At 69.2% G+C, this 24,509-nt stretch carries 29 protein-coding genes; 9 read left to right on the forward strand and 20 right to left on the reverse strand.

Features of this window, described 5'->3' with window-relative positions; genetic code table 11:
- Positions 1 to 47 precede the first annotated feature (47 nt).
- Positions 48 to 572 carry a MarR family winged helix-turn-helix transcriptional regulator gene (locus tag FBZ89_RS15525; RefSeq protein WP_145750880.1) on the forward strand — a complete coding sequence of 175 codons (525 nt, stop codon included), beginning with the start codon at positions 48 to 50 and terminating at the stop codon, positions 570 to 572.
- A gap of 22 nt (positions 573 to 594) precedes the next feature.
- Here FBZ89_RS15525 and FBZ89_RS15530 read toward each other — a convergent pair whose 3' ends face one another.
- Positions 595 to 1,833 carry a TCR/Tet family MFS transporter gene (locus tag FBZ89_RS15530; RefSeq protein ID WP_145750881.1) on the reverse strand — a complete coding sequence of 413 codons (1,239 nt, stop codon included), beginning with the start codon at positions 1,831 to 1,833 and terminating at the stop codon, positions 595 to 597.
- A gap of 84 nt (positions 1,834 to 1,917) precedes the next feature.
- Here FBZ89_RS15530 and FBZ89_RS15535 point away from each other — a divergent pair, with 84 nt between their 5' ends.
- Entirely contained in the window at positions 1,918 to 2,541 is a 624-nt protein-coding gene (locus FBZ89_RS15535) for a TetR/AcrR family transcriptional regulator C-terminal domain-containing protein (protein WP_145750882.1), read from the forward strand.
- 39 nt (positions 2,542 to 2,580) lie between these two features.
- Here FBZ89_RS15535 and purS read toward each other — a convergent pair whose 3' ends face one another.
- The 3 genes from purS to FBZ89_RS15550 form a co-directional block, all read right to left on the reverse strand.
- Positions 2,581 to 2,820, reverse strand: a complete 240-nt coding sequence (gene purS / locus FBZ89_RS15540; protein WP_145734887.1) for a phosphoribosylformylglycinamidine synthase subunit PurS — start codon at positions 2,818 to 2,820, stop codon at positions 2,581 to 2,583.
- Positions 2,821 to 2,901: 81 nt separating this feature from the next.
- Positions 2,902 to 3,660, reverse strand: a complete 759-nt coding sequence (gene purC, locus FBZ89_RS15545; protein ID WP_145611017.1) for a phosphoribosylaminoimidazolesuccinocarboxamide synthase — start codon at positions 3,658 to 3,660, stop codon at positions 2,902 to 2,904.
- A 155-nt stretch (positions 3,661 to 3,815) separates the two neighbouring features.
- Positions 3,816 to 4,616: an NRDE family protein gene (locus tag FBZ89_RS15550; RefSeq protein WP_145750883.1), complete on the reverse strand. Its 801-nt coding sequence runs from the start codon at positions 4,614 to 4,616 to the stop codon at positions 3,816 to 3,818.
- Positions 4,617 to 4,772: 156 nt separating this feature from the next.
- On the opposite strand from FBZ89_RS15550, the gene FBZ89_RS15555 reads away from it, so the two are divergent.
- Positions 4,773 to 5,093, forward strand: coding sequence for a DUF1476 domain-containing protein (locus FBZ89_RS15555; protein ID WP_145750884.1), 321 nt, complete (start codon positions 4,773 to 4,775; stop codon positions 5,091 to 5,093).
- Between the two features lie 201 nt (positions 5,094 to 5,294).
- Here the strand turns inward: FBZ89_RS15555 and purB are convergent, their stop codons facing one another.
- From purB to FBZ89_RS15595, 8 genes are all read right to left on the reverse strand, one after another.
- Positions 5,295 to 6,590 (reverse strand): adenylosuccinate lyase, encoded by a 1,296-nt coding sequence (purB, locus tag FBZ89_RS15560; protein WP_145750885.1) that lies wholly within the window; start codon positions 6,588 to 6,590, stop codon positions 5,295 to 5,297.
- Between the two features lie 122 nt (positions 6,591 to 6,712).
- Positions 6,713 to 6,949 carry a DUF6434 domain-containing protein gene (locus FBZ89_RS15565; RefSeq protein WP_145750886.1) on the reverse strand — a complete coding sequence of 79 codons (237 nt, stop codon included), beginning with the start codon at positions 6,947 to 6,949 and terminating at the stop codon, positions 6,713 to 6,715.
- Positions 6,950 to 6,965: 16 nt separating this feature from the next.
- A complete protein-coding gene (locus FBZ89_RS15570; protein ID WP_145750887.1) occupies positions 6,966 to 7,175 on the reverse strand; it encodes a hypothetical protein in 210 nt (69 codons plus the stop codon).
- 11 nt (positions 7,176 to 7,186) lie between these two features.
- Positions 7,187 to 7,609: a Fur family transcriptional regulator gene (locus FBZ89_RS15575; RefSeq protein WP_004274465.1), complete on the reverse strand. Its 423-nt coding sequence runs from the start codon at positions 7,607 to 7,609 to the stop codon at positions 7,187 to 7,189.
- A gap of 193 nt (positions 7,610 to 7,802) precedes the next feature.
- Positions 7,803 to 8,156, reverse strand: coding sequence for a helix-turn-helix domain-containing protein (locus FBZ89_RS15580; RefSeq protein ID WP_145750888.1), 354 nt, complete (start codon positions 8,154 to 8,156; stop codon positions 7,803 to 7,805).
- Entirely contained in the window at positions 8,153 to 8,731 is a 579-nt protein-coding gene (locus FBZ89_RS15585; RefSeq protein WP_145750889.1) for a Smr/MutS family protein, read from the reverse strand. Before FBZ89_RS15585 ends, FBZ89_RS15580 begins: the two co-directional genes overlap by 4 nt.
- Positions 8,728 to 9,948 carry a murein transglycosylase A gene (mltA, locus tag FBZ89_RS15590; RefSeq protein ID WP_246172256.1) on the reverse strand — a complete coding sequence of 407 codons (1,221 nt, stop codon included), beginning with the start codon at positions 9,946 to 9,948 and terminating at the stop codon, positions 8,728 to 8,730. Before mltA ends, FBZ89_RS15585 begins: the two co-directional genes overlap by 4 nt.
- Positions 9,949 to 10,109: 161 nt before the next feature.
- Entirely contained in the window at positions 10,110 to 10,838 is a 729-nt protein-coding gene (locus FBZ89_RS15595; RefSeq protein ID WP_145750890.1) for a Tim44/TimA family putative adaptor protein, read from the reverse strand.
- Between the two features lie 164 nt (positions 10,839 to 11,002).
- Here FBZ89_RS15595 and FBZ89_RS15600 point away from each other — a divergent pair, with 164 nt between their 5' ends.
- On the forward strand, positions 11,003 to 11,485 hold the full coding sequence (locus FBZ89_RS15600; RefSeq protein ID WP_145750891.1) for an FxsA family protein: 483 nt from the start codon (positions 11,003 to 11,005) through the stop codon (positions 11,483 to 11,485).
- Positions 11,486 to 11,500: 15 nt separating this feature from the next.
- Here FBZ89_RS15600 and mutS read toward each other — a convergent pair whose 3' ends face one another.
- Together mutS and FBZ89_RS15610 are read right to left on the reverse strand one after the other, a co-directional pair.
- Positions 11,501 to 14,155, reverse strand: coding sequence for a DNA mismatch repair protein MutS (mutS, locus tag FBZ89_RS15605; RefSeq protein ID WP_145751011.1), 2,655 nt, complete (start codon positions 14,153 to 14,155; stop codon positions 11,501 to 11,503).
- Between the two features lie 148 nt (positions 14,156 to 14,303).
- Positions 14,304 to 14,837 (reverse strand): low molecular weight protein-tyrosine-phosphatase, encoded by a 534-nt coding sequence (locus tag FBZ89_RS15610; RefSeq protein WP_145750892.1) that lies wholly within the window; start codon positions 14,835 to 14,837, stop codon positions 14,304 to 14,306.
- 188 nt (positions 14,838 to 15,025) lie between these two features.
- Here FBZ89_RS15610 and FBZ89_RS15615 point away from each other — a divergent pair, with 188 nt between their 5' ends.
- From FBZ89_RS15615 to FBZ89_RS15625, 3 genes are all read left to right on the forward strand, one after another.
- Complete coding sequence (locus FBZ89_RS15615; protein ID WP_145750893.1) at positions 15,026 to 15,694, forward strand: ABC transporter ATP-binding protein; 669 nt, start codon at positions 15,026 to 15,028, stop codon at positions 15,692 to 15,694.
- Complete coding sequence (locus tag FBZ89_RS15620) at positions 15,691 to 16,929, forward strand: ABC transporter permease (RefSeq protein WP_145750894.1); 1,239 nt, start codon at positions 15,691 to 15,693, stop codon at positions 16,927 to 16,929. Before FBZ89_RS15615 ends, FBZ89_RS15620 begins: the two co-directional genes overlap by 4 nt.
- 81 nt (positions 16,930 to 17,010) lie before the next feature.
- Positions 17,011 to 17,541, forward strand: coding sequence for a DUF3299 domain-containing protein (locus tag FBZ89_RS15625; RefSeq protein ID WP_145750895.1), 531 nt, complete (start codon positions 17,011 to 17,013; stop codon positions 17,539 to 17,541).
- Here FBZ89_RS15625 and FBZ89_RS15630 read toward each other — a convergent pair.
- Both FBZ89_RS15630 and FBZ89_RS15635 read right to left on the reverse strand, forming a co-directional pair.
- Positions 17,538 to 17,936, reverse strand: a complete 399-nt coding sequence (locus FBZ89_RS15630; protein WP_145750896.1) for an MAPEG family protein — start codon at positions 17,934 to 17,936, stop codon at positions 17,538 to 17,540. The two genes, FBZ89_RS15625 and FBZ89_RS15630, sit on opposite strands and share 4 nt — an antisense overlap.
- Positions 17,937 to 18,027: 91 nt before the next feature.
- Positions 18,028 to 18,447 (reverse strand): metallopeptidase family protein, encoded by a 420-nt coding sequence (locus FBZ89_RS15635; protein ID WP_145611001.1) that lies wholly within the window; start codon positions 18,445 to 18,447, stop codon positions 18,028 to 18,030.
- Between the two features lie 244 nt (positions 18,448 to 18,691).
- Between FBZ89_RS15635 and FBZ89_RS15640 the strand changes: the two genes are divergently transcribed.
- Both FBZ89_RS15640 and bla read left to right on the forward strand, forming a co-directional pair.
- Entirely contained in the window at positions 18,692 to 19,471 is a 780-nt protein-coding gene (locus FBZ89_RS15640; RefSeq protein WP_145750897.1) for a tRNA-uridine aminocarboxypropyltransferase, read from the forward strand.
- Positions 19,472 to 19,605: 134 nt separating this feature from the next.
- The gene (bla, locus tag FBZ89_RS15645; RefSeq protein WP_145750898.1) at positions 19,606 to 20,529 is read left to right on the forward strand and encodes a subclass B3 metallo-beta-lactamase; all 924 of its coding nucleotides are present in this window, start codon (positions 19,606 to 19,608) and stop codon (positions 20,527 to 20,529) included.
- Between the two features lie 148 nt (positions 20,530 to 20,677).
- Here the strand turns inward: bla and FBZ89_RS15650 are convergent, their stop codons facing one another.
- The 4 genes from FBZ89_RS15650 to cmk all read right to left on the reverse strand — a co-directional run bounded on the left by FBZ89_RS15650 (position 20,678) and on the right by cmk (position 24,427).
- On the reverse strand, positions 20,678 to 21,052 hold the full coding sequence (locus FBZ89_RS15650) for a lipopolysaccharide assembly protein LapA domain-containing protein (protein WP_186291181.1): 375 nt from the start codon (positions 21,050 to 21,052) through the stop codon (positions 20,678 to 20,680).
- A gap of 117 nt (positions 21,053 to 21,169) precedes the next feature.
- A complete protein-coding gene (gene ihfB / locus FBZ89_RS15655) occupies positions 21,170 to 21,451 on the reverse strand; it encodes an integration host factor subunit beta (protein ID WP_040845205.1) in 282 nt (93 codons plus the stop codon).
- Positions 21,452 to 21,880: 429 nt separating this feature from the next.
- Positions 21,881 to 23,605, reverse strand: coding sequence for a 30S ribosomal protein S1 (gene rpsA, locus FBZ89_RS15660; protein ID WP_004272478.1), 1,725 nt, complete (start codon positions 23,603 to 23,605; stop codon positions 21,881 to 21,883).
- Between the two features lie 147 nt (positions 23,606 to 23,752).
- Complete coding sequence (gene cmk / locus FBZ89_RS15665; RefSeq protein ID WP_145750900.1) at positions 23,753 to 24,427, reverse strand: (d)CMP kinase; 675 nt, start codon at positions 24,425 to 24,427, stop codon at positions 23,753 to 23,755.
- Positions 24,428 to 24,509: the final 82 nt, after the last annotated feature.

Here is a 24,509-nt window from a genome sequence, read left to right on the forward strand (position 1 = left end):
CGGGAGAGGCCGGAAGGCCCACGACACCCTTATCGGAAGGAACGCCGATGACACCCCCCGACGCCCCGGCACCAGACAGCCCCGCGCCCTCAGCCCCCCAGGCGAAGCTGGCGGATTTCCTGTGTTTCGCCGTCTATTCCGCGAACCTGGCTTATGGCCGCGCCTACAAGGCGATCTTGGATGAACTGGGCGTGACTTATACCCAGTGGATCGCGATCGTGGCCCTGTGGGAACAGGACGACCAGACGGTCAGCAGCCTGGGTGAGAAGCTGTTCCTGGAATCGAACACCCTGACCCCCATCCTGAAGAAGCTGGAGTCGCTGGGCTATCTGCGGCGCCGCCGTGACCCGGCGGACGAACGCCAGGTGCGGGTCAGCCTGACCCCGGCCGGCCGGCAGCTGCGGGAAAAGGGCGGGCAGCGCAATCTGGTGAAGGCCAGCGGCCTGACGCCGGAAGAGTTCAAGGTGATCCAGAAGACGGTCAGCCGCCTGCGCGACAACCTGCTGGTCCACGCCGGCGCCAGCCAGGCGGACCGGGACCAGATGGAAATGACGGGGGGGAAGCCGGACTGACGCGCGAGCGGCTCGGCCGCCCTCATTCCCCCGCCGGCGCGCCAGTGGGTGCCTCAGCGGGCGCCCCAGTGGGTGCCCCAGTGGGTGCCAGGGCCCGGCGGCTGGGCAGCAGCGGAACGGCGATGGCGTAGGCCGCCACGCCCAGCAGCCAGACGGCACCCGGCATGATGGCCCGGGTGGCGCCATAGACCGCGGTGAAGAGCAGCGGGCCGCCGATGCCCACCAGGCTGCCCAGGGCGGCCAGCGTGCCCTGCAGTTCACCCTGCCGGTCCTGGCCGACGCGGAAGGACATCAGCGCCTGCAGGGCCGGCCCGACAATGCCGCCCAGGGACAGCAGCGGCATGATGAGGAAGACAGCCAGGCCATGGGTTGCGAAGGCCATGACCGCGTAGGCCACGCCATCCGCCGCCGCCGCCAGGATGAAGGCCCCGCGCTCACCCAGGCGGCGGGTCACCGGTTCCGTCACGAAGGTCTGGGCGATGGCGTGCAGGAAACCGAAGCCCGCCAGCGACCAGCCCACCACCGACGCGTCCCAGGCGAACCGGTCCTGGCCGTTCAGCACCCAGAGGGAGGCCGCCAGCTGGCCCGCCCCCTCCGCCAGGACATAGACCACCAGCAGCCGCGCCAGCACCGGCACGCTGGCGGCCCAGCGCAGGGAGCCGAAGGCGTTCAGGGCGCCCAGCTTGATGGGCGTGCGCTCCGCCGCCGCCGGCCGCGACTCCGGCAGCACCAGCAGCGCCAGCAGGAAGTTCAGGCCATTCAGGCCAGCCGCCAGCAGGAAGGGCGCCCGCAGCGAAACCATGCCCAGCAGGCCGCCCAGGGCCGGGCCGGCGATGAAGCCGACGCCGAAGGCGGCACTCATGCGCCCGAATTGCTTGGCCCGCCCCGCCTCCTCCGTCGTGTCGGTGATGTAGGCGGTGATGACCGCCATGTTGGCGGAGGTGATGCCGGCCAGGATGCGGCCACCCGCCACCACCCAGATGTTGGGGGACCAGGCCAGGGCCAGATAGTCCAAAGCCCCGCCGACCAGCGACAGCAGCAGGACAGGCCGGCGACCATAGCGGTCGCTGAGCGCGCCCAGCACCGGGGCGCAGAAGAACTGCATCAGGGCGAAGGTCGCCAGGAGCAGGCCATAGAGCGGCGCCACGTCGTCCGTGCCGGTCACTTCGCGCAACAAACCCGGCAGGATGGGCATGATGATGCCGATGCCCACCGCATCCAGCGCCATGGCCAGGAAAACCACATACAACGCCTTGTTCATGACGCCACGCCTTCGATCCCTATCACTGATAGAGTTGCATTTTCCCTATCGATGATAGAGAGTCAAGCGCGAATGGAGGACGGCATGCGGCCAGAGGGCAAACTGACCCGCGACACGGTGGTGCGCGCGGCCTTGGATCTGCTGAACGAGGTGGGGATGGACGGGCTCAGCACCCGCCTGCTGGCGGCGCGCCTGGGCGTGCAGTCGCCCACCCTATACTGGCATTTCCGCAACAAGCGCGCGTTGTTGGACGCCATGGCCGTGGCCATGCTGGCGCGGCACAAGCACGTGTGGCCGCCCGAGGGGGAGACGGACTGGCGGGCGTGGCTGACGCTGAACGTCCGCAGTTTCCGCCACGCCTTGCTGGCCTATCGCGACGGCGCCCGCGTGCATGCCGGCACCGGCCCGCTGGCGGAACAGATGCCGCTGGCGGAGGCGCAGGTGGGACTGCTGTGCCGGCACGGCTTCGCCCCGGCGGACGCGCTGTCCATCCTGATCGCGCTGTCGCGCTTCGTCGTGGGGTGGGTGCTGGAGGAACAGGCCAGGGCCATGGACGCGCCCGACCGCGCCGGCCAGACCCTGCCGGAAATGGGGCCAGAGGCGCCGCTGATGGCGGTGGCGGTGGCCGGCGTCCTGGAGGACAGCCCAGATGCCGCGTTCGACCGGGCGCTGGGCTATTTCATCGCCGGCCTGAAACCGGCGGAATAAGGGATACCGGGGCGGCCGGATGCCGCCCCGGGCCAGGACTTACACCAGTTCGATGGCGTAGTTCTCGATGACAGTGTTGGCCAGCAGGCGCTGGCACATGGCCTCCACCGCCGCCTTGGCCTTGGCGGCATCGGTCTCTTCCAGCTCCAGCTCGATCAGCTTGCCCTGACGGACTTCGCCCACGCCGTCGAAGCCCAGGGTCTGCAGGGCGTGGCCGATGGCCTTGCCCTGGGGATCGAGGACGCCGTGCTTCAGCGTGACGGTAACCTTGGCCTTCATGATCGATGCTCTTCCTGGCTAGTTTTACGCGAACGGGGGTATGAAAAAGCCCGGGGGCGAAACCGCCCCCGGGACCGGAACTCACTGCATCAGCTTGGGCGCCTTGACGTCGCCGGGGCCGCCCTCGGGCAGGATGCCCAGGCGGCGGGCCACTTCCTGGTAGGCTTCCTCGACCTTGCCCAGGTCCTGGCGGAAGCGGTCCTTGTCCAGCTTCTCGTTGGTCTTGATATCCCACAGGCGGCAATTGTCCGGGCTGATCTCATCGGCCAGGACGATGCGCATCTCGTCGTTGTCCCACAACCGGCCGAACTCCACCTTGAAGTCCACCAGCTTCAGGCCCGTGCCCAGGAACAGGCCGGACAGGTAGTCGTTGATGCGCAGGCTGAGCGACAGCATGTCGTCCAGGTCCTGGGGCCCCGCCCAGCCGAAGGCGGTGATGTGCTCCTCCGACACCATGGGGCAGCCCAGCTCGTCGGACTTGTAATAGAACTCGATGATGGAGCGGGGCAGCTGCGTGCCTTCGGGAATGCCGAAGCGCTTGCTGAGCGAACCCGCGGCGACATTGCGCACCACCACCTCGACCGGGATGATCTCCACCTCGCGCACCAATTGCTCGCGCATGTTCAGGCGGCGGACGAAATGGGTGGGCACCCCCATCTCGCCCAGGCGGGTCATCAGGTATTCGGAGATGCGGTTGTTCAGCACGCCCTTGCCGGTGATGACGCCCTTCTTGTGCTCATGGGACGTATCATCCTTGAAGTACTGAACCAGCGTGCCGGGCTCAGGCCCTTCAAACAGGTCTTTGGCCTTGCCTTCGTAGATCCGCCGGCGTCGAGACATGGGATCACTTCTTTCGAACGAACGGATGCGGGCGGCATCGGGCGGACGTGCGCATAGTGGAACGCCCGCGCCCGAGGGCCGGCCCTGATGGCGAGGATATAGCAAGCAATGGGGTTCTGTACAATGTCAGGCACCCCTCGCCCCACGCCGGGCGCCTATACGGTCGGACTTACCGGCCCAGATCCACGTCCCAGATCCACGTCAAGGAAGGGGGCCTCGTCCGGCCGGCCGGCGGCGAAGCGCCAGCGGGGAAGCACCCCGGCGCGGTCCATGGCCGGCAGGGCGATGATTGAGCTGCTGGTGGTCTCGAAACCCCCTTTACCGCCAACGGGCGGGGTCACGATGCACATCGCCTCGCGCGGATCATCGCCCGCGCCGCTGACGCGGCTGGCCAGCAGCATCTCCCATTCCGCCCAGCGTTCGGTCTCAGGATCCGGCGCGGGGGCGGCGGCGAACAGGGGCCGGTAGCGCCGGGTGCGCGGGCAGTCCAGGGCGTTCAGGCCCCGGGCCGTGATCATGGAGACGCCCTCGGAAATGGGCGTCACCCGCACGCGGGTACGCCCCGCCTCACCGGCATGTTCCAGCAGCCAGGCGTCGCGGTTGTCGGCCAGCAGCAGGTTGAAGGGACGGTAGGCGCGGGTGTCCAGGTCGGACAGCGCCTCCACCGGGGCGTCCGCATGGTCCAGCGCCTCCAGCACCAGCTCCCCGCGTGAGCGCTTGCCGGCCGCCGGGCCCAGCGTGCCCTCGCGGTTCAGCACGGCGGCCAGGACGCCGCTGTCGTTCAGGCCGCACCAGCTGCCGTCCGCCAGCTCATCCTTGCCGGCCACCACCTCCGGCCGGTCGGGCCAATGGCGGCCGGGGGGCAGCCAGGGACGGTCGTTCATCTCGTCCCGGTTGGCGGCGACGATCAGGGGCCAGGCATGGCCGGGACGGCGGAGGAGGATGACGCTGCACATGGGATGAAGGCACCTGACAGAGTATTGGCGCCGCTTCGGGAAAGGCCCCGGGGGCGGCGTATTGCCCCGGGGGCTGTAGACCGCAAGCGACCACCCGATATATAAGGCTGCCGGGGGAAATCGAAACCACCCAGAGCTGTGCTTCGAGGAATAGCGATGACGACCTTTGACGAACGCGAACAGGCCTTCGAGGCCAAGTTCAAGCATGACGAGGAACTGCTGTTCCGCATCTACGTCCGCCGCGCCCGCCTGGTCGGCGAATGGGCCGCCCAGCACCTGGGCCTGACGGGCGACGAGGCCGCCGCCTATGCCAAGGAAATGGTGTCGGAAGACCTGAAGGAACCCGGCCACCAGGACATCCTGGCCCGCATCATGGCCGACTTCACCGCCAAGGGCATCGACATCTCCGCCCACCGCGTGGAGAAGGAGATGGAGCACACGCTGGAGGCGGCCCGCCAGCAGGTGATGACCGACTGATCCCCTACAGGATCACGAATAGGAAAAAGGGCGGCCCCAAGCGGGACCGCCCCTTTTTTTGTTTGTGTTTGACCGGCGGCATTCCATGCCGCCGCAGGACGCGACTGCGTCCACCGGAGTTTTCCGGGGGCATCAGCGGACTGGAAAACGAGGATAAGGCAAGCGGGCGGACGCCCGCGCCCGTCGCCTCAGGGAACAGAACTATTCCCCAAACACGCGCTTGAAAACCGTATCGACGTGCTTGGTGTGGTAGTCCAGGTCGAAGGCGCCGTCGATCTGGTCGGCCGTCAGGTGCTTGGCCACGTCGGCGTCGGCCTTCAGCAGGGTGCGGAAGTCCTTGCCCTCCAGCCACACCGGCATGGCGTTGCGCTGCACGGCGCGGTAGGCGTCCTCGCGGCTCATGCCGGCCTGGGTCAGGGCCAGCAGGACGCGCTGGCTGTTGTGCAGGCCGCCCAGCATGTCCAGGTTGCGCTGCATGTTCTCCGGATAGACCACCAGCTTGTCGATCATGCCGGTCAGGCGCGACAGGGCGAAGTCCAGGGCGATGGTGGCGTCGGGGGCGATGACTCGCTCCACCGAGGAATGGCTGATGTCGCGCTCATGCCACAGGGTCACGTTCTCCAGCGCCGGGACCACATGGCTGCGGATCAGGCGGGACAGGCCCGACAGGTTTTCCGACAGCACCGGGTTGCGCTTGTGCGGCATGGCGGACGAGCCCTTCTGGCCCGGGCTGAAATACTCCTCGGCCTCGCGCACTTCACTGCGCTGCAGGTGGCGGACCTCGGTGGCCAGGTTGTCGATGCTGGCGGCGATGACGGCCAGGACGGCGAAGTACATGGCGTGGCGGTCGCGCGGGATGACCTGGGTGGACATGGGCTCCACCGACAGGCCCAGCTTGGCGGCCACATGTTCCTCGACCCGGGGGTCGATGTTGGCGAAGGTGCCGACGGCGCCGGAGATGGCGCAGGTGGCGATCTCATCCCGGGCGGCGGCCAGACGGTCGCGGCCGCGCTGGAAGGCGGCGTAGTGGCCGGCCAGCTTCAGGCCGAAGGTCACCGGCTCGGCATGGATGCCGTGGCTGCGGCCGATGCTGGGGGTGTACTTGTGTTCCTGCGCGCGGCGCTTCAGGGCGGCCAGCAGGGCGTCCATATCCTCCAGCAGCAGGTCGGTCGCCTCTTTCAGCTGCACCGCCAGGCAGGTGTCCAGCACGTCGCTGGAGGTCATGCCCTGGTGGACGAAGCGGGCCTCGGGGCCGACATGCTCCGCCAGGTTGGTGAGGAAGGCGATGACGTCGTGCTTGGTCTCGCGCTCGATCTCATCGATGCGGGCCACATCCCACTTCGCGCGCTCCCACACGGCGGCGGCGGCCTCCTTGGGGATGACGCCCAGCTCGGCCTGCGCGTCGCAGGCATGGGCCTCGATCTCGAACCAGATCCGGAACCGGTTCTCCGGTTCCCAAATCTTGACCATCTGGGGGCGGCTGTAGCGCGGAATCATGGGGCGTCGCCTCTGCTGGGGGGCTGCTGATGGCGCCGGACCATACGGGCGGCCGGACGCCTTGACCAGTGCAAGGGGCGCAGGGGCAGCGTGCTAAGGGTGGTGCCGAGGGGTAACGGCCGTTATCCGCCGGCCAGGTCGCGGCGGCGCCATTCGTCGGCCGCATCGCCCATGGTCCATCCCCCACCCGCCTGATGGGCCGCCGCCTTCATCCAGGCCATGAAGGGCCGGTCAAACTTGAAATGCTCCCCGCATTCCCGGCGGAAGAAGCGCCGGACGTTCTGGGTCCCGCGATAACCGGCGGTGATGGGGGTGGCGCGATCGATCGGGTCGGCATGCCAGTCGAACAAAGGTCCCATCCCCTTCCCGGCCCCCTCAGTGCATCAGCCCCTGACGCACCCAGCCGGTCACCATGGCCATGACCTCGGGTGGCAAATTGTCCGGGCTGGGATGGTGCCAGCGGTAGACGGTGATCGCCGCCTCCAGGCAGAACTTCTCCGGCTGGCCCTTGCCGCGCATCTCCTGGTACGCCCGCACGACGGCGGGGCGGCAACAGTCGGACGTGGCATCCTCGCGGCAAGCCATGGGACGGGACCTCAGGAGCGCTTGGCGCGGTTCAGCGGCACGCCATACAGTTCCAGGCGGTGGCCGATCAGCTCATAGCCCAGCTCCGCCGCCACCTTTTCCTTCAGGCGCTCCAGCTCCTCATTGCGGAACTCGATCACCTCGCCCGACTGCAGGTCGATCAGGTGGTGGTGGTGCTCGTCCCGGATTTCCTCGTACCGCGCGCGGCCGTCGCCGAAGTCCAGCCGCTCGATGACGTTGGCCTCTTCGAACAGCCGCATGGTGCGGTAGACCGTGGCGATGGAGATGTTGGGATCGATCTCCACCGCGCGGCGGTACACCTGCTCCACATCCGGATGGTCCATGGCCTCGGACAGCACGCGGCTGATCACCCGCCGCTGCTCGGTCATCTTGAGGCCCTTCTGGATGCAAAGCTGTTCAAGACGCGATGGCATGGGGACGCTCCCAAAAGACGGAAATGGTGAACCGGCCGCCGGTGAGGACGGGAAACTATAAGCATTCTAAACCGAGCGCCCCGCCCGGTTCGAGTGGAATCGACCGCAGGGCTGCCCCGTTTCGCCGCGCCCGTTCCGCCGCGCCGACTGTTTCGTCGCATGAAACGGCGGCGGCGGGAAAGAGGGCATCCGGTCAGGCGGGCCCGATCAGCCCCAGCAGCCGGTCCAACGTCGCCTCATCCATCTTGCCGATGCGCTGCGCCAGGCGGTTGGCGGCCAGGGTCGCCTTGGGATGCAGGCCGCTGGTGTCGATCACCACCCGGGGATCGGACATCTGGGCCAGGCGTTCCATCTCCTCCGCCTCGTCCCAGATGATGCCGAAATAGCCGCAGATCTGGCGCACCAGCATGGGCGAAGGCGTGCCCTTGCGGCCGTGCTCCAGCGCGGAAAGGTAGGCGGAGGAGATGTGCAGTGCCGCGGCCATGTCCTTCAGGGCCAGGCCATGCTGCTCGCGCAGCTCGCGCATCCGCTGGCCGAAAGGGGTCATGGACGTTGGCGCTTCAGCAGGACGTAGAGCGCCCCGCCGCCGCCATGCTGCGGTTGGGCCTGGCGGATGGCCAGCACCAGCGGGCGCAAGGGCGCCTCCCCCAGCCAGCGGGGCACGGCCACGCGCAGGATGCCCTTCTCCCGGTCGGTGCCCATATGGACGCCGCCGCCGGAGCCCTTGCCGGTGATGATCAGCAGGGTGCGCCGGCCCTCGCGGTGGGCGCGGGCGACAAAGGCGTTCAGGGCGCCGTGCGCCTCGGCCTGGGTCATGCCGTGCAGATCCAGCCGGCCGTCGATGACCAGCTGTCCCCGGCGCAAGCGGTCGTCGGTGCGGCGGTCCAGGCCGGCGCGGGCGCCGAAGACCAACGGGGGATGGACCAGCGGGGCCGCGGGAACCGACTTGGCCGCCGGCGCCGTCGCCAGCGGCGGGGCGGCGGGCACGGCGGGGGCGGCCTCCACCGGCGCGGGCGGTGGGGGCGGCAGGGGGCCGCCCCGGCGCAGCGGGGCGGCATCGCGCATGACCTCACGCCACAGGCGGATTTCCTCCGACGTCGGACTGCGGCGCTGGCGGCTCATGAAGACGGTCCGGGCCCGGCGCCGATATTGGCCGGCGTCACCGTGCGCGGCAACAGCAGCCAATAGCCGCCCCGGCTTTTCATCAGGCCCGCCCGGTGTTCCGCCTGGGCGCCGTGGCCCCAGAACACGTCGCCGCGCACGGGCCCCTGGATGGCGCCGCCGGTGTCCTGCGCCACCATCAGGCGGGACAGGCGCTTGTCCTCATCCTCCGGATCGGTGACGTCCAGCCAGACGGGCAGGCCGTAGGGCACGTAAGTGTGATCCACCGCCAGCGAGCGGCCGGGGATCAGCGCCACGCCCTGGGCGCCCAGGGGGCCGTCGCCCTCCAGCGCCTTGAAGAAGACGTAGGACGGGTTGCCTTCCATGGTGGCCTGGGCCTGCGCCGGGTTGGCGGCCAGCCAGGCGCGGATGGACTGCATGGTGACGGCGTCGCGGTCCAGCTTGCCGTCCGCCGCCATCTGGCGGCCGATGGCGACATAGGGCCAGCCGTTCTGCCCGTCATAGGCCACGCGCATCTCGCCCCCCTCCTCCAGCACCACCCGGCCGGAGCCCTGGATGTGCAGAAAGAAGGTGTCGACGGCGTCGTCCAGCCACACCAGCTCCAGCCCCTTGCCGGTCAGGGCGCCAGCATCGATGCGGCGGCGGTCCTCATAGGGCTTCAGCTTGCCGTCCGTCACGCGGCCGGCGATGCGCTGGCCCTTCAGGCTGTCGCGGAACTCACCCAAATCGACCATCACCAGATCGGGCGGACGGCGATAGAGCGGTACCGTGTAGCGGCCGTGGCGCGTGCGGCTGCCGCGCAGCTCCGCCTCATAGTATCCGGTGAACAGGCCCTCGGGATTGCCGTTGTCGGTGGCGCGCCAGGGCTGGAACCAGCGTTCCAGCGCGGCGCGGGCCATGGCCTCGTTCCCCGGCGGCAGGTTCTTCAGGGCCGAGCAGGGGGCGTTCCAGTCCTGGGGCTTGCCCGCGACGCCCGAGGTCTGGCGCAACATCTTGTCGCAAGAGCGCAGGATGGCGGGCACGGCCTCCACCACCTTGTCCGCCTGCCACCCGGGCAGGTCGGCATAGGCGGCCGGCTGCAGCACCAGCTTGGCCCCCGGCGCCGGGCTGGGGGGCGGCGGCTCTTCAGAGGTGAACAGGGAACAGGCGGTGGTCAGCAGCAGCAGGGCGCCCGCCACGCCGCGCGCCGCGCGGGCGAAAACGGGCCGGCACGGCATGGGCAATGGTTCCTCGCGGGGCGGCTGGATCGTCAGGTCGAGCCGGACCTTAAAACGGATCGCCGCCGGAAGGAAACACCGGATGCGGGGCGCATCGCGATTTGCGCCGCCATTCGCCCGCTTAAGCCATGGCCCGTAGTGGGGGCCCGTAGTGGGGGCCCTTAGTGGGGAACGCGGGTTTCGACCAGGCGCCAGTTGGGGTCGGACAACCTGGTGTCGCGGGCGAAGGTCCAGATGTCCACCACCTCGGCCGGGTGCTCGGCGTCGCCATCCAGCACCCGCCCCTGGGCGTCGCGCGTGACGTTGGTCTGGTGGGTGATGAACTTCACCGTGCACAGGGCTTGGCCTTCCAGCAGGCGGGCCTGTACCAGGTCCACGGTGTCGAAGGCCTGGATGTGCGCCTCCAGCGTCTCGCCCGCCTGGGCCCGCGCCTCGATGGCCTTGGCGAAATCGTTATAGACGGCGTCCGCCAGCAGCGGGCGCAGGGCGCCGGTGTCGCCCCGGGCGAAGGCGTCGACGATGATGCCGAAGGCGCTTTCGGCGCCCTTCAGGAAACGCCGCTCGTCAAAGCTGGGATCGGCCTGATGGATGCGGGCGAGGCCGGCTTCCAGCGACAGCGGGCCGTCGTAGTCGGGCGGGGTGACATCGCGCGCCGTGCCCTCGATCACCTTGGGCTGCACCCCCTGGAAGGACGGCGGGCGCACGCCCTGCTGCCCCTGGGTGGTCGGTCCCTGGGTGGGCCCCTGCGCGGGAGGAACGGCGGTGAAGGGGTTGGGGCGCTCACGCTCCTCCCCCGTCTTGCGGCCCAGCGCCTTGTGCAGCTGATAGGCCAGGAACACGGCGATCATCGCGAAGATGATGATTTCGAAGAAGTAGGAGTTGTCACCCATTGCAGACTTCGAACCTCCGGCGCTTGAAATCAGCCCGCGTTCCAGGCCCAATCGGCACCTGGATACGGGGCCCCCGCCCCACCATGTTAAGACCGAACACCCGGTTGTCATTACGGGCGGCCCTCTCGCTGTAGATAGGCGGCGCCCGAAGAAAGAGCAAGCTTATGCGCCTTCCCCTTTTTCTCATCGCGTATCTTCTGGCGGAAATCGCCGCTTTCGCCTGGGTGGGGGAGAAGGTGGGCGTGCTGGGCACCGTGGCCCTGGTGGTGCTGTCCACCATCGTCGGCCTGTGGCTGGTGCAGCGCCAGGGTCTGGACGCCCTGCGCAAGGTCGCGGGGTCGACCCCGGGCGAGGCGCCCGTGGTGGCATGGGACGGCCTGTGCCTGGCCACCGCCGGCGTGCTGTTCGCCGTGCCCGGCTTCCTCAGCGATTTGGCCGGGCTTGCCCTGCTGGTCCCGCCGGTGCGCCGCGCCCTGCTGGGCCAGGCCCAGCGGCTGTCGGGCGCCCGCTTCACCGTCCGGACCACCGATGGCAGGATGAATGGAGGCGGCACCTATGGCAGCCCGGCCCGCCCCACCACCGTCATCGATGGCGACTTCGTGGATGTCACCAAGCCGGACCAAGGCCCCACGCTGCCCAAGGAATGAGGCACCCGCCCGGCGTCAGGGAGCGCCCTGCACCAACCCCTTCAGCCGGTACAGCTCTTCCAGTGCCTGGCGCGGCGTCAGCTCATCCGGGCTGACGGACTTCAGCGCGGCCAGCGCCGGCGATTCCGGCGGCGGCGCCGCGGCAGGTTCCGGCGCGCGGCGCACGGGCGCGCTGAACAGGGGCAGGTCGTCGGCCAGACGCGTCACGGCGCTGCCCTGGTCACCCGCCTCCAGGATGGCCAGCACCTCCTCCGCCCGGCTGATGACCGTGGCCGGCAGCCCGGCCAGGCGGGCCACGTGGATGCCATAGCTGCGGTCGGCGGCGCCGGCGGCCACCTCATGCAGGAACACCACGTCGCCCTGCCATTCCTTGATGCGCATGGTGTGGCAGGCCAGGGACGGCAGCTTGGACGACAGGGTCGTCAGCTCATGGTAGTGGGTGGCGAACAAGGCACGGCAGCGCGTGACCTCGTGCAGGTGCTCCACCGCCGCCCAGGCGATGGACAGGCCATCGAAGGTGGCGGTGCCGCGCCCGATCTCATCCAGGATGACCAGGCTGCGCCCCGTGGCCTGGTTCAGGATGGCCGCCGTCTCCACCATTTCCACCATGAAGGTGGATCGGCCGCGCGCCAGGTCGTCGGCCGCCCCCACGCGGCTGAACAGCCGGTCGACGGCGCCGATGTGGGCGGCATCGGCGGGTACGAAGCTGCCCATCTGCGCCAGCACGGCCACCAGGGCGTTCTGGCGCAGGAAGGTCGACTTACCGGCCATGTTGGGGCCGGTCAGCAGCCACAGGCGGTTGGCGTCCGACAGGTCACAGTCGTTGGCGACGAAGGGCCCGCTGGCAGCGGCCACCAGCGCCGCCTCCACCACCGGATGCCGGCCGCGCACGATGCGGAATTCGCGACTGTCGTCCACCACCGGGCGGCACCAGCGGCATTCCACCGCGATGTCGGCCAGCGAGGTCGCCACGTCCAGCGACGCCAGCGCCTGCGCGGTGGAGGCGATGTCGTCAGCCCGGGCCAGCACCGCCTGGGTCAGCTCCTCGAACAGGGCCAGTTCCAGGGCCAGCGCCTTGTCCCCCGCCTCCGCCACGCGGCGTTCCAGGTCCGACAGCTCCACCGTGGTGAAGCGCATGGCATTGGCCAGGGTCTGGCGGTGGATGTAGGTGCCGCGCTGCTCCGCCGCCATCAGCTTGTCGCCGTGCTGGGCGGTGACCTCGATGTAATAGCCCAGCACGTTGTTGTGCCGGATCTTCAAGGTGTTGATGCCCGTGTCCCCGGCATAGCGGGCCTGAAGGTTGGCGATCAGGCGGCGCGAGTCGTCGCGCAACTCCTTCAGCTCGTCCAGGGGGGCGGAATAGCCCTGGGCGATGAAGCCGCCGTCACGGGCGTTCAGCGGCAGGTCGGGCCCTAGGGCCGCCACCAGCATGGACACCAGGTCGGCCGGCACCTTCACGCCGTGCAGGGCGTCCAGCAGCCCGGGGGGCAGTGGCGGCTCCAGGGCGCCGCGCAACGCCTCGGCCGGGAAGGTGTCGCAGATGTCGCGGGCGCGGCCCAGGCCGTCACGCACCCCCGCCAGGTCGCGCGGGCTGCCCCGGCCCAGGCTGAGGCGGGACAGGGCGCGCTCGATATCCGGCGCCCGGCCCAGGTGCGCGCGGATGTCGGCCCGCAGACCGCCCTGTTCCACGAAATAGGCCACCGTGTCCAGGCGCCGGCCCACGGCCGCCGGGTCGGTGAGGGGGGAGGCCAGGTGGGCCGCCAGCAGGCGGGCGCCGGCGCCGGTGACCGTGCGGTCGATGGCGCCCAGGAGGCTGCCGCGCTTCTCGCCCGTCAGCGTGCGGCTGAGTTCCAGGTTGCGGCGCGACGCCGGGTCGATCTCCATGACCGCGCCCAGCGCCAGGCGGCGCGGCCGGTCCAGGCGGGGCACCCGGCCCTTCTGCGTCAGCTCCACATAATCGACCAGGGAGCCGGCGGCCGCCACCTCCGCCCGGCTGAAGCTGCCGAAGGCGTCCAGCGTGCCCACGCCGTAGAGGTCCAGCAGGCGCTGGCGGCCGTTCTCGCTGTCGAATCGGGCGTTAGGCTGCACCGTCAGCTGGTCGCGCCACTCGGCCCACAGCTCGAACAGCTCCGGCTGCTGTGTCAGGCGTTCGGACACCAGCAGCTCACCCGGCGCCAGCCGGGCCAGCGCCGCCGGCAGGGCCGCCCGCTCCACCGGCTGCAGGGTCAGCTCACCCGTCGACAGGTCCAGCCAGGCCAGGCCCAGGGCGCCGCCCACCTCGGCCAGTGCTGCCAGGTAGTTGTTGGACCGGGCGTCCAGCAGCCCGTCCTCGGTGATGGTGCCGGGGGTGACGACGCGCACCACCTCGCGCCGCACCACCGCCTTGCCGCCGCGCTTGCGCGCCTCCGCCGGGTCCTCGGTCTGCTCGCAGATGGCGACGCGGAAGCCCAGGCGGATGAGGCGGGACAGATAGTTCTCGTGCGAGTGCACCGGCACGCCGCACATGGGGATCTCCTCCCCCAGATGCAGGCCGCGCTTGGTCAGCGTGATGTCCAGCGCGCGGGCGGCGGCCACCGCGTCGTCGAAGAACATCTCGTAGAAATCGCCCATGCGGTAGAACAGCAGGGCACCCGGATGCTGGGCCTTGATCTCCAGGTACTGCGCCATCATGGGCGTGACGCCCTGGTTGGCGGCCCCCTGGCTGGCGGCTGGCGAGGCGATGTCGGTGGTGTCGGGCACGGCTACTAAATCCGGTAGGGCGGGGACGATAGGGCCCTTAGGTATAGCGCCCCCGGCCCGCCAAGCCGAGTCCGTTTACCTAGCCCGCCTTGCGCCCCAGCCGGCGGTGCACCTCGTCCAGCAGGCCGTCGGCCGCGGCCTCGATCAAGTCCAGCACGGTGTCGAACTGGTCCTCCGACCCGTAATAGGGATCGGGCACGTCATGGCCCTTGTGGTCGGGGGCGTAGTCCAGGAACAGTTGCACCCGGTCGCGACGCTTGGGCGGCGCCAGGCGGCGCAGGAAATCCAGATGATCGCGGTCCATGGCCAGCACCATGTCGTACCGCTCGAAATCATCCGCGTCCACGCGGCGCGCGCGCAGCGCCGACAGGTCGACGCCGCGATGGCGCGCCGCCTCCACCGCCCGGATGTCCGGCGCCTCCCCCACGTGATAGCCATGGGTGCCGGCGCTGGCCACCGTCACATCATCGGCCAGGCCATCCATGACCAAGCGGCGGCGCATCACGCCCTCCGCCGTGGGGGAGCGGCAGATGTTGCCCGTGCAAACGAACAGGATTGAAATTTTCCGATTATTTTCCAATGCCTTACCCTTATTCCGGGAGTGCCAAGACATCTGCGGCGACTGTAGCAACGTCGGACCCGGGAATCAAATGCTCACCCGATCCCCCTCTCCAAGAAGGTAGGCCCGCGACATCCGGACCACCCCTTCCCGCTTGCCGGGCCGCGCGGCGCCGCCCAAGATGCGCCCGTCCCGCCGGTGGCAGCCGCCGGGGTACGGCAACGCGGCAGGATACAGGTCCCATGCCCCTTATCGACGTCACCGGTCTGCGCCACGCCATCGCGGGCCGGCCGGTGCTGGACATTCCCCATTGGTCGGTCGAGGCCGGCCGGCACTGCCTGCTGCTGGGCCCCAGCGGCAGCGGTAAGACCACCCTGATCCACGCCCTGGCCGGGCTGAAGCGGCCGGACCAGGGGCGCATCCTGCTGGACGGCCAGGCGGTGTGGGACCTGGACGCCGCCGCCCGCGACCATGCGCGGGGCCGCCTGATCGGCATCGTCTTCCAGACCCTGCACCTGGTGGCGGCACTGGACGTGGGCCAGAACCTGCATCTGGCGCGCTGGCTGGCCGGCCTGCCGCGCGACGCGGGGGCCGTGGCCCGGGCGCTGGACCGCGTGGGCCTGGGCAACCGCCTGGCCGCCAAGCCGGAACACCTGAGCCAGGGGGAGAAGCAGCGCGTGGCCATCGCCCGCGCCGTGGTGACGGGGCCGAAGCTGATCCTGGCGGATGAGCCGACCTCCGCCCTGGATGACGAGAATTGCGGGCTGGTCCTGGACCTGCTGCTGGAACAGGCGGATGGGTGCGGCGCCACCTTGCTGGTGGCCACCCATGACGAGCGCACCCGCGCCCGGATATCCGACCGGCTGGAATTGCCGAAATTGAGCACCGCCGTGGACGGTCACGCCGCATGAACACCCTTGGCTTGGCGTGGGCCTATCTGAAGCGCTCGGCCCTCACCACCGCGCTCAACGTGGCGCTGCTGGCGCTGGGCACCGGCACCATCGTTGTGCTGATCCTGGTGGGCACGCAGGTGCAGGACCGCCTGGCCAAGGACGCCGCCGGGATCGACCTGGTGGTGGGCGCCAAGGGCAGCCCGCTGCAGCTGATCCTGTCGGCGCTGTACCAGATCGACATCCCCACGGGGAACATCCCGCTGTCGCAGGCGCAGGCCCTGGCGTCCGACCCGTTGGTGGCCCGGGCCGTCCCCCTGGCCCTGGGCGACAGTTTCCGGGGATACCGCATCGTCGGCACCGACCCGGCCTTCGTCGCCCTGCGCCATGCCCAGGTGGCGATGGGCCGGCTGTGGCAGGCGCCCATGGAGGCGACGGTGGGCGCCCAGGTGGCCCGGGCCGCCGGCCTGAAGGTGGGCGACCAGTTCAACGGCAACCATGGCCTGTCGGCCGGCGGGGCGGTGCATGAGGGCACGCCCTACACCGTGGTGGGCATCCTGGCCCCCACCGGCGGCGTGGTGGACCGCCTGGTGCTGACCCCCATCGACAGCGTGTGGGCGGTGCACGACGCCCACCACCATCATCCCGACGACGCGCATGAGGCGCATGACCATTTGGCGGAGGGTGCCCAGCCGGCCCAGCAAGCACCCGAGCGCGAGGTGACCTCCGTCCTGCTGCGCTACCGGTCCCCCATCGCGGCCGCCCTGCTGCCCCGGCGCATCAACACCGGCAGCGCCATGCAGGCGGCCTCGCCGGCGGCGGAGATGACGCGGCTGCTGTCCTTGGTGGGCATCGGCACGGACACGGTGCGCGGCTTCGGCCTGCTGCTGGTCGCCTCCTCCGCGCTCAGCATCTTCGTGGCGCTCTACAACGCCACCCAGGCGCGGCGGTACGACCTGGCGGTCATGCGCGCCCTGGGCGCCACCCGTACCCGCATCTCCTGCCTGCTGCTGACCGAGGCGCTGGCCATGGGCGCGGCAGGCACCGCCCTGGGCCTGGCGCTGGGCCATGGCGCGGTGGAACTGGCGGGCCGCCTGGTGCCCCAGGCCCGCGACATGGGCATCACAGGACTCCAGTTTCCGGCTACGGAACCCTATCTTCTTGTCCTGGCGGCCGGCCTGTCGGTGCTGGCCGCCCTGGTTCCGGCGGTCCAGGCCTATCGCACGGATGTGTCGGCGGTGCTGTCGCGGGGGTGACCCTCCGCTGCACACCCAGCCCTTAATCGGCCACGATTGGGGCCAACAAAGCATTTGGCAGTTGCGAGAAAGGATTTCGCCATGACGGTTCAGGCCAAGCGCACATTCGCCGCCGCCCTGATGATGGCGGCAATCGTCGCGGGGGCGCCCGCCCTGGCGGCCGACAAGAAGGTGGCATCGGTCACGCCCCCGGCGCCGGCGCCGGGGACGGCAGCATCCGTGCAGGCCAACATCCCCAAGGCCACCCTGGGCTGGGACAAGCTGGCCGACGTCAAGGAAGTGCACAGCATGGACAACGGCCTGCTGCGCGTGCGCGCCGCCTTCGGGCCGGCGGTGCAGGCGCTGGAGGGCAAGCCCCTGACCATCGCCGGCTTCATCATCCCGCTGGAGCAGAAGGAGAAGTCCGGCCATTTCCTGCTGAGCGCCATGGCGCCCAGCTGCCCCTTCTGCCCGCCGCCCGGGCCCGCCGACCTGATGGAGGTGAAGACCAGCGCCCCCATCGCCATGACCAACGAGCCCATCACCCTGACGGGCACGCTGCACATGGTGGGCGATGACGACAACGGCCTGTACTACCGCTTGGGCGACGCCACCCTGCAGGCGGGGAGCTAAATCCCCAGCAGGTAGCGCACCAGGCCGATGAGGCTGCCGACCAGCAGCACCGAGGTGCCGAACAGCGCCAGGCCGAAGCCGGCGGCGCGCTTCTTGGCATCGGCATAGTAGGTCACGGCGTACAGCACGCGGCCGATGGGCCATGCCAGGCCGATCACCGCCGCCTGGTGGTCACCCCAGATGTTGGCGAACAGCCACAGGCCGGGGAGGAACAGCACGATCTGCTCCAGGGTGTTCACCTGCACGCGCAGCACCCGCTGGAAGGCCGGCGGGCCGTCCACCGACGGCGCCTCCACCCCATGCCGGGTGCGCGCCCGGCTCACCTGCCCGATGGTCCAGAAATAGACGAACAATGCCAGAAGCGTGACCAGACCGGTCCACACGAAGGCCGCCATAACCCCATCCCCCATCTTTCGGCCGGCGGCGCCCAGGCCGCCCGCCCCTCGTTTCTTATATCGGCGCCAACCCCAATCTGGCCCCCCAAACTCAGGGATCGTTGGCCTCGATGCCGTACATGTCGTCGTCGGTGAAGCCGAAATGGTGGCCGATTTCATGGATCATGACGTTCAGCACCAGATCGCCCAGATCCTCCCCCGTCTCACACCAATAGTCCAGCAGCGGCCGGCGGTAGAGGAAGATCATGTCCGGCCCGTGGCTGGCGTCGTTGGCGCCGCGCTGGGGCAGGGAGACACCCCGGTAGAGGCCCAGGATGTCGAACGGGGTTTCCAGCCCCATCTCCCGTTCCGTCTCCTCATCCGGGAATTCCGCGACATGGACCACCAGGTTGCCCATGTGCACCCGCAGCTCGGGCGGGATGGACGCGATGGCGTCGGTGGCCAGGCGTTCGATCTCCTCCAGCGTGGGCGGGGAGGTGAAGCGGCGGGGCAGGACGGTGACGGTGGCCATGGCTCTATACCGGGGTAGGCTGTGCTAGAATCTTGACGGGAGGGCCCCGCCGGGTCCACGTCAACGCTTGTCGGCCCCCGCCGTCAAGCCCCGGCGCTCAGGCGTCATCGTCGCAGGCGACTTAACCCCATTATCGCCCCGATAGACCCTGGGCCGGAAGGCGGCTGCGGAAAGGAAGACACCATGGCGCGGAACCCCACGCCCATGCGCAAGGCCCGTTTCATGGAAGAGAGTGCTGGTTGAGATGACTGACGACACCGTGCCGCCGGCGGAAGAGGCCACCCCCCAGCCCTCCGCCGCCCTTGCTACCTGTCCCCGCTGCGCCAAACCCCTGGACCTCTGCGTTTGCGAAGGCATCACGCCCATCGAGACCCGGCTGGAGGTGCTGGTGCTGCAGCATCCCCAGGAACAGGACGTGGAGCTGGGCAGCGCCCGGCTGCTGACCCTGGGCCTGGCGCGCGGCCGGCTGAAGGTGGGCCTGTCCTGGCCCAACCTGGCCAAGGCGCTGGGCACGGAAAAAGGGGGCCGCGAGGCCGACCCGCGCCGCTGGGCCGTGCTGTACATGGGCTCGGGCGACGACGCCGTCGCCACCCAGCCCGGTACCCTGCGCCTGGTGGACAAGAAGGGCCAGACGGTGGAGGACCCCACCATGCTGGCCGACTTGGAGGGTATCATTCTGCTGGACGGGTCGTGGTCGCAGGCCAAGGCCCTGTGGTGGCGCAACGCCTGGCTGTTGAAGCTGCGCCGCCTGATCGTCCATCCCGATTTCGTCTCCGCCTACGGCAATCTGCGCCGCGAGCCCCGGCGCGAAAGCGTGTCGACGCTGGAGGCCGGCGCCTTCGCCCTGGCCAAGCTGGAGGGGGACGACACGCTGGTGGAGCGGTTGCGCGCGCCCTTCATCGCCCTGGTGGCCCGCTACCGCGCCGTGCGTGGCAACCGCCCGCCCAAGGCCGCCGCCAACCGGCCATCCGGCGAGGGCGCGCGCAAGCCCGATTGGCGCGGCCGCAAGCGCCGGCCCCGCTAACGGTTCCGGCGGCATCCGCCCGTTGCGGCGAACGCCACCATCCGGTGCGGCGCCCATGGCCCCGTAGCCCTTTTTTGGCCAGAATTGGCAGTCACACACGCGGAAGTTTTTCCTCCAGCCTGCGGACAGCCCCCATGCCCCGGTATTTCGCCCTCGCCGCCCTTCTGCTGTGCGGCGTCGCCGCTTCCGCGCTGGCCGCGACCGCCCCCGCGCCGGCCCCGCGGCCGGCAGCCGCCTGTCCGGAAGGGGCGGACTGGAACATGCCGGCGGCGCCGCTGCGCATCTATGCCGACACCTGGTACGTCGGTACCTGCGGGCTGTCCTCCATCCTCATCACCTCGCCCCAGGGCCATGTGCTGATCGACGGCGCCACGGAGAAGGCGGCGGCGCTGATCGAGGCCAACATCCGCGCCCTGGGTTTCAAGGTGGAGGACGTGCGCGTCATCCTGAACAGCCATGAGCACCTGGACCATGCCGGCGGCATTGCCCAGTTGCAGCGCGACTCGGGCGCCACGGTCATGGCCCTGTCGGCCGCGGCCGGCGCGCTGGAGCACGGCAAGGGCGATCGGGGCGACCCGCAGTACCTGAGCATCGAGGCCTTCCCCGCCATCCCGCATGTGAAGCGCCTGAAGGATGGGGAGGAGGTGACCCTGGGCCCCATCCGCCTGACGGCCCACGCCACGCCGGGCCACACGCCGGGGGCCACCACCTGGACCTGGGACAGCTGCCAGGATGGCCGCTGCCATCATATGGTCTACGCCGACAGCCTCAGCGCCTACACCGACGATGTCTACCGCTATTCGGACGAGGCGGCGCATCCCGGCGCGCTGGCCAGCTTCCGCCAAGCCATCGCCACCATGGCGGCCCTGCCCTGCGACATCCTGCTGACGCCCCATCCCGACGCCTCGCAGATGTGGAAGCGCCTGGGCCCCAACGCCACCCTGCCCCTGGTGGATGAGACCGCCTGCCATCGCTATGGCGCGGCGGTGACGGCCCGCCTGGACAAGCGCCTGGCGGATGAAAAGGCCATGCCGGAAAAGGAAAAGGCGGCCCGCTGAGGGCCGCCATGCCTGGAACGGGCGGCATGACATGCCGCTGCAGGATGCGACCGCATCCGCCACAGTTTTCCGGGAAGCGACAGCGGACTGGAAAACGAGGAAGCCAAGCGGCCGGATGGCCGCGCCCGGCGCATGAGGGCAAGCCGAACTAACGCAGCGACATCACCCGCACATCGGCCGGCGGGGCCGCCGCCGCACCCGCGGCCCGGTCGGCGGCGGCGATGCGCTTTTCCAAATCGGCGGCGTGCAGCCGGGCGGCATCCAGATCGCGCTGCAGCTGGTCGCCCCGTGCCCGCTCCTTGCGCAGGGCCCGGCGGTGCTTGCCGGCCGACAGCCAGGAGATCAGGCCGCCGGCGAGGAAGCCCACCAGCAGGGACACGAACACCACCGCGAAGGAGGGCGCCACCACCGCGCCGTCCAGCGGCCACAGCGTCAGGCGCACCAACTCCTCATTCACGATGGCGAAGTCGATGGCGACGAGGGCCAGCGGTATGGACACGATCCAGGAAAGGTAACGCAGCACTGGCCGCTCCACTGGCAACGGCCGCCCCGGACCACCCGCGGATGGGGCGGCCCCTGGGGGCGGCGCTGAGAAGGCCCCGACGGAACCGCCGGGGCCGGGTCCCACAGATGGGGGCTATCAGTCGGTGTTCAACTGCTCACGCAGCTGCTTGCCCGTCTTGAAGAAGGGAATGAACTTCTCATCCACGTCCACCGCCTGGCCCGTGCGGGGGTTCCGGCCGGTGCGGGCGTCGCGCCGCTTCACGGAGAAGGCGCCGAAGCCGCGCAACTCCACCCGGTCACCCCGGGCCAGGGCCTCGGTGATCTCGTCGAAGATGGTGGTGACGATCTTTTCCACATCGCGCTGGTAGAGGTGCGGATTGAGTTCCGCCAGCCGCATGATGAGTTCCGACTTGGTCATCGGCAATTCCCCCTTGGGCAATCGGTCCCGGTCTCGCGGGACCGCTATCTTTATCGTGTCGTTGGTGCCTCCCGGCAGGCCGGCGGCCCAGGTGTACATCCACCCATGCCTAGCGGGTCCTGATACCGCGTCCCGCTTCCCCTGGTGGCCAGCCTCGGCTTGAGCCCTGTGGGGTCGGGTCACGGCCTCCGTCGCCGCCCGTCCTCTCCCAACTGTGCCGGAGCGGACCCGTCCTGGCAAGGGTAAGGTCTTCATACTCCTGCATTATCGCTGATTGGACTCGGCCTTTCGGGGGCCCTTCCCCGTCGAGCCCCTCCGTCCGGCCAAGCCGGCTGGATAAGAAAAAGGCCGCCCCCGGTTGCCCGGGAACGGCCCTTTCTCACTCAAGACCCGGATGGGTCCTGAAACTCAGTCCTGACGGACCAAATCTCAGGCCTCGTCCTTGTCCTTCTGGGCGCGCTTCAGCGCGGCGCCCAGGATGTCGCCCAGCGAGGCGCCCGAGTCGGACGAACCGAACTCGGCCATCGCCTGCTTCTCTTCCTCGACTTCCTTCGCCTTGATCGACAGGCCGATCTTGCGGCTGGCGCGATCGATCTGCGTGACCTTGGCGTCGACCTTCTCGCCGACGGCGAAACGGTCCGGGCGCTGCTCGGAACGCTCACGCGACAGGTCGGACTTGCGGATGAAGCCGGTGAAGCCATCGACGACCGACACCTCGATGCCGCCCTCGGTGATAGCGGTGACGGTGCAGGTGACGACGTCGTTCTTCTTGACGCCGGCGACGGTGGCTTCGAACGGATCGCTGGCCAGCTGCTTGATGCCCAGGCTGATGCGTTCCTTTTCCACATCGACGTCCAGGACCTTCACGCGGACGTGATCGCCCTTCTTGTAGTCCTGGATGGCCTCTTCACCCGACTTGTTCCAGTCGAGGTCGGACATGTGGACCATGCCGTCGATGTCGCCCGGCAGACCAACGAACAGACCGAACTCGGTGATGTTCTTGACCTCGCCTTCCAGCTCGGTGCCGGCCGGGAACTTGTCGACGAACGTCTCCCACGGGTTGTCCAGGCACTGCTTGAGGCCCAGGGAGATGCGGCGCTTCTGCGGATCCACGTCCAGCACCATGACCTCGACCTCCTGGGAGGTGGAGACGATCTTGCCGGGGTGGACGTTCTTCTTGGTCCAGGACATCTCGGAGACGTGCACCAGACCCTCGATGCCGGGCTCCAGCTCCACGAAGGCGCCGTAGTCGGTGATGTTGGTGACGCGGCCCTTGAACTTGGCGCCGACCGGGTACTTGGCTTCCACGCCTTCCCACGGATCAGCCTCAAGCTGCTTCATGCCCAGGCTGATGCGCTGGGTTTCGGAGTTGAAGCGGACGACCTGGACCGTGACGGTCTGGCCGATCTGCAGGGCTTCCGACGGGTGGTTGATGCGGCGCCAGGCGATGTCGGTGACGTGCAGCAGGCCGTCGACGCCACCCAGATCCACGAACGCGCCGTAGTCGGTGATGTTCTTGACCACGCCCTGCAGAACCTGGCCTTCCTTGAGGTTGGCCACCAGCTCCGAACGGGCCTCGGCGCGGCTCTCTTCCAGAACGGCGCGACGCGACACGACGATGTTGCCGCGCGAGCGGTCCATCTTCAGGATCTGGAAGGGCTGCGGGGTGCCCATCAGCGGGGAGATGTCGCGCACCGGGCGGATGTCCACCTGGCTGCCCGGCAGGAAGGCCACGGCGCCCGACAGGTCGACCGTGAAGCCGCCCTTGACGCGACCGAAGATGATGCCGGTGACGCGCTGCTGTTCGGTGAACGCGCGCTCCAGCTGGGTCCAGGCCTCTTCGCGCTTGGCCTTCTCGCGCGACAGCATGGCTTCGCCGTGCTTGTCTTCCATGCGCTCGAGGTAGACCTCGACCGTGTCGCCGATCTTCAGCTCAACCGGCTGACCGGGGACGGCGAATTCCTTCAGCGCGACCCGGCCTTCGGACTTCAGACCAACGTCGATGAGCACCATGTCGTTCTCGATGTTGAGAACGGTGCCCTTGACCACCGTGCCTTCGAGGCTCTCGCTCGTGCCGAGCGACTCTTCCAGAAGGGCGGCGAAACTTTCCTTCATCCCACGGTCTTGGGACTTGGCGGCGGAAACCTGGGCCATTTAAACTCCTTGAGTGGATCCAGCACAGGCCCGTTCCAACCCCCCGGCAGACGCCCGGCCGACAGGAGGTTAACTTGGCCCATGGCGTCGGACACCATGCCCGGCGACTTGGGTTGAGTTGGGGGCCGCGCGGCCTAACCGTCCGTTTTAAAGGAAGCCGGGAAACGCGGGTCTGGAGCGGATGAAGTCCGTGGCGGCGACGAACGCCTGTTCGGCATCCATCATGGACGTATCAAGCAAAAACGCGTCGACAGCGGGCTTCAGCGGTGCCACCGCCCGTTGACTGTCACGCGCATCACGAACTTTCATGTCCTCCAGGACGGCCTCGTATATAGCCTCGGCGCCAGTATTCCGCAACTCCGACAAACGGCGCCGGGCGCGAACCTCAACGTCGGCGGTCACGTAGAGCTTGGCGGGCGCGTCGGGGCAGACCACGGTGCCGACGTCGCGCCCGTCCAGCACCGCGCCTTTCGCCCCCTCGGGCGGGTGGTTGGCGAAATTCCGCTGGAAATCCAACAGGGCCGCCCGTACCTCGGGCACCACCGAGACCTTGGAGGCGGCCACCGCCACCGCGTCCTGGCGCAGCGCCGGGTCGTTCATCATGGGCAGGACGGTGGTGGCATCCAGGCCCTGGGCGGCCGCGACGGCGGCGACGGCGTCATCCGGCGCATGGCCGGTCCGCAACAGCGTCAACCCCACCGCGCGGTAAAGCGCGCCCGTGTCCAGGTGGGCGAAGCCCAGGGTGGCGGCCAGGCGGCGGGCCAGCGTGCCCTTGCCGCTGGCGGCGGGGCCATCGATGGCGACGATGAAGGAAGATGTCATGGGATCGGGCGCCTTCGCCAAGCAGGAAGGAACAGGAAAGAAGGGTTGGCCGGTGGCCTAACACCGCCCGCCCCGCCTGGCA

The organism is Nitrospirillum amazonense (assembly GCF_007828045.1).
Classification (GTDB): Bacteria; Pseudomonadota; Alphaproteobacteria; order Azospirillales; family Azospirillaceae; genus Nitrospirillum; species Nitrospirillum amazonense_C.